At 40.7% G+C, this 11,990-nt stretch carries 15 protein-coding genes; 7 read left to right on the top strand and 8 right to left on the bottom strand.

Annotated features, from left to right (window positions below; translation table 11 throughout):
• The first annotated feature begins 51 nt into the window (after positions 1–51).
• Positions 52–135 carry a YjcZ family sporulation protein gene (locus LF822_RS07285; RefSeq protein ID WP_101844812.1) on the top strand — a complete coding sequence of 28 codons (84 nt, stop codon included), beginning with the start codon at positions 52–54 and terminating at the stop codon, positions 133–135.
• A 45-nt stretch (positions 136–180) separates the two neighbouring features.
• On the opposite strand, the gene LF822_RS07280 is transcribed toward LF822_RS07285, so the two are convergent.
• The 4 genes from LF822_RS07280 to LF822_RS07265 form a co-directional block, all read right to left on the bottom strand.
• Positions 181–363: a hypothetical protein gene (locus LF822_RS07280; RefSeq protein ID WP_253923493.1), complete on the bottom strand. Its 183-nt coding sequence runs from the start codon at positions 361–363 to the stop codon at positions 181–183.
• Positions 364–480: 117 nt separating this feature from the next.
• The gene (locus LF822_RS07275; protein ID WP_253923318.1) at positions 481–1,029 is read right to left on the bottom strand and encodes a DUF3267 domain-containing protein; all 549 of its coding nucleotides are present in this window, start codon (positions 1,027–1,029) and stop codon (positions 481–483) included.
• A 339-nt stretch (positions 1,030–1,368) separates the two neighbouring features.
• Positions 1,369–1,947 (bottom strand): HTH-type transcriptional regulator Hpr, encoded by a 579-nt coding sequence (locus LF822_RS07270; protein ID WP_253923317.1) that lies wholly within the window; start codon positions 1,945–1,947, stop codon positions 1,369–1,371.
• Positions 1,948–2,152: 205 nt separating this feature from the next.
• Complete coding sequence (locus LF822_RS07265; protein ID WP_253923316.1) at positions 2,153–2,629, bottom strand: GbsR/MarR family transcriptional regulator; 477 nt, start codon at positions 2,627–2,629, stop codon at positions 2,153–2,155.
• Between the two features lie 271 nt (positions 2,630–2,900).
• Here LF822_RS07265 and LF822_RS07260 point away from each other — a divergent pair, with 271 nt between their 5' ends.
• The 3 genes from LF822_RS07260 (at position 2,901) to LF822_RS07250 (ending at position 5,913) form a co-directional block, all read left to right on the top strand.
• The gene (locus tag LF822_RS07260) at positions 2,901–4,103 is read left to right on the top strand and encodes a quaternary amine ABC transporter ATP-binding protein (protein WP_253923315.1); all 1,203 of its coding nucleotides are present in this window, start codon (positions 2,901–2,903) and stop codon (positions 4,101–4,103) included.
• Positions 4,087–4,938: an ABC transporter permease gene (locus LF822_RS07255; protein WP_253923314.1), complete on the top strand. Its 852-nt coding sequence runs from the start codon at positions 4,087–4,089 to the stop codon at positions 4,936–4,938. The genes LF822_RS07260 and LF822_RS07255 overlap by 17 nt, the downstream gene beginning before the upstream one ends.
• A gap of 63 nt (positions 4,939–5,001) precedes the next feature.
• A complete protein-coding gene (locus tag LF822_RS07250; RefSeq protein WP_253923313.1) occupies positions 5,002–5,913 on the top strand; it encodes a glycine betaine ABC transporter substrate-binding protein in 912 nt (303 codons plus the stop codon).
• A 255-nt stretch (positions 5,914–6,168) separates the two neighbouring features.
• On the opposite strand, the gene LF822_RS07245 is transcribed toward LF822_RS07250, so the two are convergent.
• Both LF822_RS07245 and LF822_RS07240 read right to left on the bottom strand, forming a co-directional pair.
• A complete protein-coding gene (locus LF822_RS07245; protein WP_253923312.1) occupies positions 6,169–6,573 on the bottom strand; it encodes a YtxH domain-containing protein in 405 nt (134 codons plus the stop codon).
• A gap of 361 nt (positions 6,574–6,934) precedes the next feature.
• The gene (locus tag LF822_RS07240) at positions 6,935–7,366 is read right to left on the bottom strand and encodes an HIT family protein (protein WP_253923311.1); all 432 of its coding nucleotides are present in this window, start codon (positions 7,364–7,366) and stop codon (positions 6,935–6,937) included.
• A gap of 153 nt (positions 7,367–7,519) precedes the next feature.
• Between LF822_RS07240 and LF822_RS07235 the strand changes: the two genes are divergently transcribed.
• From LF822_RS07235 to LF822_RS07225, 3 genes are read left to right on the top strand one after another with little or no spacing between them, the layout of a single operon-like run.
• Positions 7,520–8,263, top strand: a complete 744-nt coding sequence (locus LF822_RS07235) for an ABC transporter ATP-binding protein (protein ID WP_253923310.1) — start codon at positions 7,520–7,522, stop codon at positions 8,261–8,263.
• Entirely contained in the window at positions 8,256–9,470 is a 1,215-nt protein-coding gene (locus LF822_RS07230; RefSeq protein WP_253923309.1) for an ABC transporter permease, read from the top strand. Before LF822_RS07235 ends, LF822_RS07230 begins: the two co-directional genes overlap by 8 nt.
• A gap of 37 nt (positions 9,471–9,507) precedes the next feature.
• The gene (locus LF822_RS07225) at positions 9,508–10,215 is read left to right on the top strand and encodes an EcsC family protein (RefSeq protein WP_253923308.1); all 708 of its coding nucleotides are present in this window, start codon (positions 9,508–9,510) and stop codon (positions 10,213–10,215) included.
• Here LF822_RS07225 and LF822_RS07220 read toward each other — a convergent pair.
• Positions 10,212–11,384: a M20 metallopeptidase family protein gene (locus tag LF822_RS07220; RefSeq protein ID WP_253923307.1), complete on the bottom strand. Its 1,173-nt coding sequence runs from the start codon at positions 11,382–11,384 to the stop codon at positions 10,212–10,214. The two genes, LF822_RS07225 and LF822_RS07220, sit on opposite strands and share 4 nt — an antisense overlap.
• 125 nt (positions 11,385–11,509) lie before the next feature.
• Positions 11,510–11,947, bottom strand: a complete 438-nt coding sequence (locus LF822_RS07215) for a ferritin-like domain-containing protein (protein WP_253923305.1) — start codon at positions 11,945–11,947, stop codon at positions 11,510–11,512.
• Positions 11,948–11,990: the final 43 nt, after the last annotated feature.

The following is an 11,990-nucleotide window of genomic DNA, read 5'->3' as shown; positions in this document are numbered from 1 at the left end:
AATAAGAAAAAGGCATATGATGTGTTATGTCTTAAGCATGGGGGTGAAGATATGGGTTACGGATATGGTGGAGGCTTTGCGCTAATCGTAGTATTGTTTATTCTACTCATCATCGTAGGTGCGGCTTGGCTATAAGATAATAAAGAAAAACAGGCTGTACCCGAAGGTGCAGCCTGTTGTTTACATATGGTTGACAACATCTACGTAGGATGTGATCAGCAGGATCGTTATAAGAATATTAATCGTTCGGAAGACTTTTAATTGTTTTTCAGTAGACATCTTTGTTTTTAAACATAAGGAATGTGTAAGAGAATTGAATATAAAAAGTACGATAAGTCCGTAGATAACAAATAATATTGCAATGATTGTAAAAACCTCCTTTATTCCCTATGAAACCACTCTACCAAAGATTCCCGCTGTTGAACAGAAGAAAACCTCAAAATAAAACACAGTACCCGCTATAAGGGAGCACTGTGTTTGTTAGATTTCTGGATTACGGACGAGAATATCATAACCATCTTTAGCATTTTCAATAATACATTGACGAGGTGCTCTTATAAACTGATTTAAATATAAATAATCACTAAACGATAATCCAATATTTACAGCGGCCAGTATGACGAGATAGGCAAAGTATCCAGGTAATGCAAAGCTCATCACAATTGCTGGAGCTGTAATAAAGAATGTAGGCGACAGTGCCATCAGAATAGACATGCTTTTGGAAAGCTTCGACTTGCATTGATAGGCAAAAGTCGGCGTCATTCTATTCGCAAATGCGAAATTCACTCTTACTTTTTTATAGGCTAACAGTAATGGCAGTATATGCATTAACCGATGGATGGAAGGCAGGAATAATAAGATGATCACTAACGGCAGAAAACCATGATCCTTAACATCCTCTGTTCCATGCATTATGGAAAATGGCAGATATAAAACTAAAAAGGACATCAATCCTGTTAAGAATGACAATAAATAAACGCGGTTAAGTCCGAATTCCTTATTGATGTTTACTGATTTCCAGCAATTCATCTTAGAATCCCCCTTTGCTGTATATATTTCTATGAAAATTAGTATGATTTCGAGTGTGTTAATGAGTGGTGCTTACTTTGAACACTAGATGAATAATAGTATGTTTTGTGGGAAAAAGCAATAGGTTTATCGTAAAAAAAATATTAGTTTTTTTAAGAACAGAAAACCCGCATGAAATCAACGTTTATTTAATAATAAAGAATGATGTGGGTTGTCGAAAAATGTTACTGAATACCTTTACAGGCTGTATCTTGGAAAGGATGGGCTGTTGCGTGGACAGACAGGTCAATTAATTGATTGTATAGAAAAACTCCCCTTCATATACGAAGGGGAGTCATTTTAAGAGGATTGACTTGTTGTAGTCTTATAGATTTCTAATGACTTGGTATCGTCCAGCACATTGTTTTCATCTTCAATGTTTTCGAGGGATCGCTCAAGAATCTCCATGTACTCATCGCCATATATCTCTTTAATAAGTGCAGATAAATCAAGAAATTCCGGCAGTTTTCCGTACATTTCCGTCATCGGGAGAACACCGCGTAATACAGAATTATTGTTAGGCTCGTAATCTTTCAGTGTATCTTCTAATAAATCTGTACCTTTTTCCGTCAATTTAATATACGTGTTCCTTTTGTCATTTTCGCGTTTTGAAAACTGCAGCAGCCCTCGTTCTTCTAATTTCTTCGAGAAGTTAAAAGCTGTAGAAACATGCATCACACCATATTTTGAGATTTCAGATATGCTGGCTCCTTTTAAATGATAAGCAATCCATAAGATATGATGCTCATTTATATTTAACTTAAAAGGCTTAATCCAGTCCTGCCAATCCTTCTCAATAGCCTTCCATAACGCTTTGGATAATTGTGCCATTTTATGACTATAAAAAATCGCATCCTGCTTGGAAATTTTATCGTTCATACATCTCACCTTTTCTAGGTTTTAAGTTCATTCTTAAAGCGTTGCGAATTCCCTCAAAGCAGAAATGATCGAGTCCTCGAAAACTATTACTTACTCTTCATTCTAGTAGATAATAATTTTTTTTCAAGGTATAATGTGCCGCTATACTATTTTTGAAAAATATTTCTAATTATCAGAAAAGGTTAAGGGCAGGGAGGAAGTCAAATTAACGGCCATTTGAAATTTTTTCAAAAGAATCCGTGATTTGATTGTGAAATTCAATTATTCTGTTCAGACGATCGCATAGCATATCGTCACTGGGTGAGATGTGACTTCGTTTAATTTCCTTTAATGCTTGAGCCTGAGCGGTAGAACTGTCAATCCATCGCTTTATAAAGGCTTGCATAAATTTATTAAATAGCTGTTCATTTGCTTGATAATGATCCTTACGAATACCTTTCTTCCATACTCTTTCGACAAGACCCTGGTCTGTAAGACTGCGGACACCAGTACTTATGGATGTTTTGCTCTTACCCAGAGAATCGCTCAATTCATCTAAGGTCATCGGTTTTCCATGGAGGTAAAGGCTGGAGAAAAGTCGAGAATCTGCCGGCGTAAACCCAAAAAGTTCAAGCGTTTTTGAAAATTCATGAATGATCGTTGTATGTACATACTCCAGGGGATGGTTTGGATAACTTTCCATAGGATCCTCCTTTCTCGTTTCTAGCTAAATGAACCTTACTATAATGTCGGAAATTAGAAAAATGGGATATCTAGTCGAAATATGGAGAAATTAAGAGCAAAACTACATAAAAGCGGTCGTGCATTGCGTACAGTTTAAACTGTACAATATTTTTTAACTAAATTAATAGAAAATATGGTTTGAACTTTATATTACAATTGGGTTACAGTGTATAAGGCGTGTAATAGATTGAAGAACATGCAGGCAACGAAAAGAAGAAGAGGTGAAAGTAGTGCCAATTATAGAAGTTAATAATCTATCTAAAATCTTTGGAAAGAATGCAAGAAAGGCTACCAAGTATTTAGATGAAGGTTTGTCAAAAGATGAAATATTAAAGAAGTCTGGTAATACTGTAGGGGTCAGCCGTGCTTCATTTAATGTAGAAGAAGGAGAAATCTTCGTCATCATGGGTTTATCAGGAAGTGGTAAGTCTACGCTCGTCCGTTTAATCAACAGGTTGATAGATCCGACAGAAGGAAGCATCCTAATCGACGGAAAAGACTTGGCCAAAATGGACAAAAGAAGCTTACGCAGTGTAAGACGTGAAAAGCTTAGTATGGTTTTCCAGCGATTCGGTTTATTCCCGCACCGGACGGTCCTTGAGAATGCAGAATTTGGTTTAGAGGTTCAGGGCTTAAATAAGGAAGAAAGAAAACGAAAAGCAGAAGAATCTCTTGAAATGGTCGGGTTGGGAGGATATATCCATCAATTCCCCGGGCAGCTTTCAGGCGGTATGCAGCAGCGTGTAGGGCTGGCTCGTGCTTTGGCTAACGATCCAGAAGTTCTTCTTATGGATGAAGCGTTCTCTGCACTGGACCCGCTTATTCGTAAAGAGATGCAGGATGAACTACTTGAATTACAGGAAGCCATGAGAAAAACGATCCTCTTTATTACGCATGATCTTGATGAGGCCTTACGTATCGGTGATCGTATTGCCCTTATGAAAGACGGCCGGATTGTCCAAATCGGAACTCCTGAAGAAATTCTAGTTAACCCTGCCAACGATTATGTCGAGAAGTTCGTTGAAGATGTGGACCGTGCTAAAGTATTGAATGCTGAAAATATAATGAAGAGGCCAGAAACAGTAGATATAGAAAAACACGGGCCGCGTACGGCTTTGGAGCGCATGAGAAAAGAGGGACTATCCAGCATTTATGTTACAGACGCGAAACGAAAGCTATATGGTTATGTAACAGCAGATGACGTATCCGAAGCAGCGAAACAGGAAATGAAGGATTTGAAATCCATTTTGCGGACTGATGTTCCTAAAGTGCAAAAAGACACTTCGATGAATGATATCTTTTCCATTATTCATGATACACCTGTTCCTGTGGCTGTAGTAGAAGATGAGAAATTAGTTGGCATTATAGTGCGTGGGGCTGTCATAGCAGCCTTAGCCGGAAATGAGGTGAATTTAAATGGAACAAATTCCTAAGCTTCCCGTTGCAGAATGGGTGTCTGATGCAACTGATTGGATCAAAGATACGTTCAGCGGGTTGTTTGATTTTCTTAAAGATGATTTTGGTGACTTTATTGAATTTTTCGCAGAATCTGTACTAATGTCAATTCCGATATGGATTTTTATCGCCGTGGTTGCTGTATTAGCATTCTTTGCTTCAAAGAAACGGATTGGACTTCCTCTCTTTGTTATTTTTGGCTTATGGTACATTCAAAACCAGGAACTGTGGGAAGAACTGATGAATACATTTACTCTCGTTATATTTGCTAGTTTGATTTCCGTCATTATCGGAGTACCTTTTGGTATATGGATGGCTAAAAGCAAAACCGTACAGCAAATTTTAACTCCAGTGCTTGATTTTATGCAGACTATGCCGGCATTTGTTTATTTAATTCCTGCTGTAGCATTCTTTAGTATCGGGATGGTGCCTGGTGTGTTTGCGTCCGTTATATTCGCTACACCTCCGACGGTTAGGTTTACTAACCTTGGAATCAGGCAGGTGTCCCATGAATTAATTGAGGCTGCTGATGCCTTTGGAACCACTGGTGCGCAGAAGCTGTTTAAAGTTCAGCTGCCGATGGCTAAGAAAACAATTATGGCTGGAATCAACCAGACGGTCATGCTTTCTTTGTCGATGGTCGTTATTGCTTCTATGATCGGTGCAGAAGGTTTAGGGCAGACTGTTATTACAGGTTTGCAGCGTGCTGACGTAGGGACCGGTTTTGTCGCAGGACTCGGAATTGTAATTTTAGCGATTATTATTGACCGCTTTGCTCAAAACTTAAACACGCAACGAGGGGATCAAGCTTAATAGTTAAGGGTCTGAAGCGAGGCTCTTTTACTATATATATTTATTAGAAGGGGAGAGGTTTACATGAAGAGAGAGAATTGGAAACGTTTAAGCATTGCCACAGGGCTGTCATTATCCATTGCAGTGGCTGGCTGTGGGTCAGAGGGAAGTGGAGACGCAGAAGGGTCCTCAAGTGTAAGTGAGGAAGTGGATTACACGATTACAGGAATTGAAGCAGGTGCTGGTGTTGTAGCTGGTGCAGAACAAGCGGTTGAAGAAGATTATGAAAACCTTGAAGGATGGGATGTTTCTACTTCTTCATCAGGTGCCATGGCTACAGAGCTTGGAGATGCCATTGAAAATGAAGAACCGATTGTTGTAACAGGCTGGACTCCGCACTGGAAGTTTGAAAAATACGATCTTAAATATCTGGAGGATCCTGAGGGCAGCTTTGGGGAAGCAGAAGAAATAAGAACTATGGCCCGCGAAGGACTGGAAGATGACAACCCTGATGCTTATCAAATCTTAGATCAGTTTAATTGGGAAGCTGAAGACATGGAAGCTGTAATGCTGGAAGTAAATGAGGGTGCAGACCCGGAAGAAGCAGCACAGAACTGGGTGGAAGATAATGAAGACAAAGTAGCTGAGTGGACAGATGGTACGGAGGAAGCAGACGGTACTGAAGTTGAGCTTGTGTACGTTAACTGGGATTCTGAAATTGCTTCTACACATGTAGTAGCTGAAGTAATGGACAAGCAGGGTTTTGATGTCTCTGTTACTCAATTAGACAATGGCCCAATGTGGGAGGCTGTTGCTTCAGGAGAGGCGGATGGAATGGTGGCAGCATGGCTTCCGGCTACTCATGGTGACCAATTCGAGCAGCACCAGGATAATCTGGAAGACCTGGGTGTTAACCTTGAAGGAGCCAAGGTAGGACTAGTTGTCCCGGATTACATGGATGTTGAGTCTATAGAAGATCTAGAAGCTGACAACTAAAATTAATAAACAATAAACGCGCACCGATATTTTAATCGGTGCGCGTTTTTCAGCTTGTTGAGCAGCCATCGTTTTTTATCTTGAAAGTGTAAACATTCGTTGCAAGATCATGAGGAAAGGGTATAAGTAAACGACTCCCTTTCCTTGGGCGTTACGGTATGCCTCCTCAGGCTTTCGCCTTCGGTGATCAATGGTTCCAAGAGTCTCTTTTAATTAATAGGAACGGAAAATCTCATTCTGAACTGTTCTTAAGTATTAATGACTGGGATGACTGTCAGTGTCAGCAGCCGGGTCAGTATTTTGCTCAGCTTTTGCTTTTTCTTCCAGTTCTTTTAAACTCTCTTCAATTTGTTCTAAATATTTCTGAATGTTTTTCTGATGGGGCTCCACGGTTCTCTTCCAGCTTTCTACTGAACTTTTGACGTCCTCAGATAGTTCTTTAATAAGTTCAGCGCCTTCTTTTGAGGTTTGAGCAATTTGATCCTTCAGCTGCAGCCCTTCTTCTTTAAGGCTTAAGATCGTTGTTTTTAAATTTTCACTTTTTAATTTCGCATTTTCGCGGAAGTCCCGGCCGGAGGAAGGGGTATTCAATAGAGTGTAAACTGCACCTGCAGCACCGCCAGCAATAATACCTAATACTAAAGATTTCGCATTTGCCATGTGAAAAACTCCTTTCAGAAACTGTTACTATTTACTATTTTCTCTAAATATGTACGTTTAAAACCTAATTGTTGAAAGATTAAGGTGCAGGATGCTGCAAATTGATGCAGCGTCCTGCCGGGGGTGGATAAAAAGAGCCCCTATTTATTTTAAACACGTAAGGATGAATTAAACGAGGTTCTATCCATTAAAGTTCGAGCTGCAGGGTAGATAACCATCATAGCAATTGTACACGAGTGTTCAATTGTAAATCTCTCCTCTTCTCTGCTATTATCAACTATTCTTCATCTCAACCGTACCTCTCCGGCCGGTTGCAGATGCCTATATTATAGCAAAACCTTTTTATAAAACAAGACGGATGCTAACTAATTCTTTCGTTAATTTGTTTAGCCATCGCTTGTAAATCATCATTTGAATAATCATCGGTATGAACAATCCAGTTCGGTTCAAACCCATCGTTTTCTCCGTAACGGGGGATTAAATGGATATGTAAGTGATACACAGACTGCCCGGCAGGGGCTTCGTTATTATTAAGAAGGTTTAAACCAATTGGCTCAAAAGCGTTTTTAATAGCATTAGCTACTTTTGGCACTCGTGCGAATAACTTTTCAGCGGTTTGTTCATCCGTCGAATAAATATCCTGTGTATGCGTCTTTGGAATCAAAAGGGTATGTCCCTTCGTAACCTGGCTGATATCAAGAAAAGCGTACACAGCCTCGTCTTCATACACTTTTGCAGACGGGATATCTCCATTAATAATCTTACAAAAGATACAGCTGCTGTCATGAGTCATTTTATCACCACTCCTTACATCATCTTTTGTATAATTGTATCATAAAACGTGAGGATTTCTCGATAAAGAACCTTATATGGCAGATAAGTGTAACACCAAATAGAATATGATAAAATTTGATAAGAATGAAGTACGCTGGAAAGAGGGATCAATTTGAACTCATTATTACATATAGAGGATCTACATGGAGGATACACTCATAAGAATGTGCTGCACGGAATATCTTTTGATGTTTTCCCAAATGAAATCGTTGGGTTAATTGGACTTAACGGGGCAGGGAAAAGTACTACAATTAAACATGTAATCGGAATGATGCAGGCCAAAAAAGGCAAGGTTGCTATTAATGGAACGACCTTTGATGAGAATCCGGAAGGCTACCGGCAGCAGCTTGGATACATTCCGGAAGTACCTATTTTATATGACGAACTGACTTTATATGAGCATCTTCACTTAACAGCAATGGCTTACAATATACCAGAAGACATATTCAAGAAAAGGCTCGACCCGCTGTTAAAAGAATTCCGTTTATCCAAGAAGCTGAATTGGTTCCCTGTCCATTTCTCTAAAGGGATGAGACAGAAGGTAATGATTATGTGCGCTTTTTTAATTGAACCTGAACTCTACATTGTGGACGAGCCTTTCGTAGGTTTAGATCCTTTAGGGATTCAATCCTATTTGGAGCTTATGGATGAAATGAAGGAAAAAGGAGCTGGAATTCTGATGTCCACTCATATACTGGCTACGGCTGAGAAATACTGTGACCGTTTTGTTATCCTGCACGATGGGGAAATTCGGGCATATGGGACATTGGAGGAATTAAGGACGTCATTTGGCAGTCCGCGTGCTTCACTTGATGACATTTACATTCAGCTGACGAAGGAAGAAGCCGATGATTAATGCAAAGGAACTTTGGACTGAGCGTTTTCAAGCGCATATTAAGGAAACAAGCCGCTATTTAAAATATATATTCAACGGGCACATCGCGATTGCTATGTTCTTCTTTATATCTGCCCTGGCATACTATTATCAAAGATGGCTGATGGAGCTGCCTGAAGGCTTTCCTACCGCATGGGTGATTGGAATTGTGTTTGGACTCACAGCGAGCTACAGTCCAGTGAGAACATTGCTAAAAGAACCGGATTTAGTCTTTCTTCTGCCAGCCGAGCACCAGTTGAAGGATTATTTTAGAAGGTGTCTCGGCTACAGCTTTGTTATCCAGCTTTATTTAATTTTCTTAGTGGCAGCGGCTCTTGGCCCGTTATATTTTGAGTCCTACCCTGCACTGGGTACAAGTCATTACCTTTTAATGATTTTGGCACTGCTGGTTGTGAAATTTGTTAATATGCTGGCAAATTGGTGGATGCTTAAGGAACGTAACGTAAACATCAGGTCAACCGACCAGGTCGTAAGGGCGGCTTTAAGTATTGCTCTATTCTTTCTGCTGGCTCAAAACCACCTGTTATTTACAGTGGTCCTTTTCCTTATTCTATTGGGATTAACCGGCTATATCTATCGATTATCCAAGCAAAAGGCCGGACTGGTATTTGATTTGCTCGTCGTTAAAGATCAAGCCAGAATGCGTACCTTTTATCGGATAGCGAATATGTTTACCGATGTTCCACACTTGAAGAATACAGTGAAAAAGAGACATGCTCTTGTTCGGTTGTTAACGGCTTCAGTAAGTTATCGGCAGGAGGAAACGTTCACTTACTTATACCGAATCACATTTATCCGCAGCAGTGATTACTTAGGAATGTATTTTCGATTGATAGTAATCGGCGGACTTGCGGTTTGGTTTGTACCCAGTATTTGGGTGAAGGTTGCGTTTGCTATCCTTTTCCTCTATTTAAGCGCCTTTCAAATGATGACTTTATGGAATCACCACCGGGTCATAGTGTGGCTTGACTTATATCCCGTGAAGAAGGAATGGAAGCAGCAGGCGATGGCATTGTTCTTAAAACAGCTGATGTTGTTTCAGACGGTATTATTCACGTTATTATTCCTTGTGCAATGGCATTTGCTTGGAGTCGTCATAGTGGCCGTTGGAGGAACGTTGTTTACGTATATATTTATTCAAAGCTATGTGAAGCCGCGCCTCGTGTAGGCAGAGGAGGACGCTTGTTTAGGAGGAATCAAACAAGATGAATACGTATGAAGAAAAGAAATACAAAGAAGCCTTACGATGGAGCCGCTCACTGGAGAAACGATCCGGGGTTATTCAAAGGACCTCTAAAGGGTTTCAGTCGACAATAAATAAAAAAATTCCGGATCGTGTACATCGGATAGTAACTGAAAGCATAAAGAGAATGATTGAACTTTCTCTCACCACCTCACAATATATAAGACCGATAGAAGAGAAAGAAGAATGGTCGTTTGAGCAGCGGGAAATGCTGGTAATGGATCGGCTCAAACAATACAAAACTACAGCTTCATGGGAAGGAGCAGGCACTGGGGCGGGAGGATTCTGGCTTGGAGCCGTTGACTTTCCTCTGCTGTTAAGTATTAAAATGAAGTTTCTATTCGATGCGGCCCAATATTATGGACTCGACGTTCATCGGTATGAAGAAAGAGTCTTTTTACTCCACATATTTATGCTGGCTTTCTCAAGTGATGAGGAGAGGTTAAAGGTAAGAGATTTGCTTTTAAATTGGGAACAGGTAAGTGAGGATAGGAAACAGGTGGACTGGAAAACACTGCAGATCGAATATCGAGATACTATTGACCTTGTGAAAATGCTTCAGCTCGTACCTGGGTTTGGGGCAATTGTAGGGTTTGTGGCTAATGGGAAGTTTTTAGAACAGCTGGGGGAGACGACGAAGAATGTTCATCGTCTCCGTCTGCTGAGTTAAGATTGTTCTTGATAAGATCGATACGCCTGGATTAAGGTTTTAGCGGCATGAGGGAGTGCTTTCTCATCAAAGTCAAATTTGGGATGATGATGAGGGTAATGATGCCCCGGAATTTGTGCGCCGGTAAAATAGAAAGCTCCAGGTTTATTTTCTAAATAATAGGCGAAATCTTCTCCGGCCATGACGGGAGCTACTTCTTCTGTCTTAAGTGAGGCATCTGCTTTAGAAGCATCTTGTAATATTAAAGATGCTTCTTTTTCGTGGTTAATCACTGGAGTATAGCCTTTAAGATAGTCAAAATCGTAATCAGCTCCGTGCCCTGTACAAGTTCCTTTAATTATTTTTTCCATTTCTTCAATCATTCGTTCCTGCACTTCGCGGTTAAACGTACGGACCGTGCCTGTTAATTTGGCTGAATCGGCAATCACATTAAACCCGTTGCCGGATTCAAAGGTCCCAATGGTAAGTACCGCCGTATCTAAAGGGTTAATGCGACGTGCAACAATTTGCTGGAAGGACGTAACGAGCTGTGAAGCAATGACAATCGCGTCTTTAGTCTGGTGAGGTATGGCGCCATGACCGCCTTTTCCTTTAATGGTAATTTGGAAGCGATCTGATCCTGCCATAAAAGGACCTTTTGTGGTTTGTATAATACCAGTCGGCGTGTCTACCCACAGGTGGGTTCCAAATACCGCATCGACGTCGTCTAAAATACCTGTTTCGATTATTGGCTTGGCGCCTCCCGGTGCGTATTCTTCCGCATGCTGGTGGACAAATACGAGTGTACCTGGCAGTTCATCTTGAAATGGCAGCAGGGCTTCGGCTAACCCTAACAGTGCGGCTGTGTGACCGTCGTGCCCGCAGGCATGCATGACACCATTCACTTTTGATTTATAGTCCACTTCATTTTCCTCTTGAATAGGAAGAGCGTCAAAATCTGCACGCAGGGCGACTTTTTTACCGGGAAGTCCTCCTTTGAGTATGGCAATAACTCCATTTCCTCCTACATTTTTTGTGTAAGGAATACCTAAACGGTCATAGGTCTGCTGAATGAAAGCTGCTGTTTCCGTTTCTTCAAATGATAATTCAGGATGCTGATGTAAGTACCGACGGGTGTGGACCATCGATTCGTATTGTTCATCTATCGCTTGGAATATATTCTCCCACATAGTTGGACCTCTCCTTATCTCTTTGAGTTGTACTAAATATATCAGACTATTTTTAATAATTAAAGCAGAGAAGACCTCATACGAAAAGCCTGCCGGCTGGGCCGGCAGGCTTTTCGTAATAGCTGTTATTCATGCAGACGGGAATCCTGCAGCAAACGGTCGATTTCTTCCATGTGTCCTGTCTCATCTGAAATAAGATCATCTAGTTTAACAGAAAGTTCTGTTAGATTAAGTTCATCAGCCTGTTGTTTGCGTTCTTCATAACGTTCAATTGTGGCACGTTCTGCTTCACGTGCTTCGCGGAGCATGGACCTGACTTCTGTGTGCTGTTTTACTTCAGCAGGCGTTGTCGTAGGCGTGCCTCCTAATATGCTGATTTTCTCAGCAAGGTATAAAGCATGTCCTTGTTCATCGGCTACTTCACTCTCAAAAAACGGCTTAAGCACTGAACGGTATAATCCTGATACAACGGCTGCATTGTAAGTATACATAATAGTGGCCGCGTATTCATTTGCTAAGTCTTCATTGAGTCCATCGATTAATTGTTGCATTTTTTCGTCCATTTCATGATCATCCTTTCTGAAAAATCTTGGCACATTTCAAATA

The sequence above is a fragment of the Halobacillus sp. A5 genome (genome assembly GCF_024189315.1).
Lineage (GTDB): Bacteria > Bacillota > Bacilli > Bacillales > Halobacillaceae > Halobacillus_A.
The sequence above is the reverse complement of the archived record's forward strand: the minus strand, read 5'-3'. Positions and strand labels throughout refer to the sequence as shown.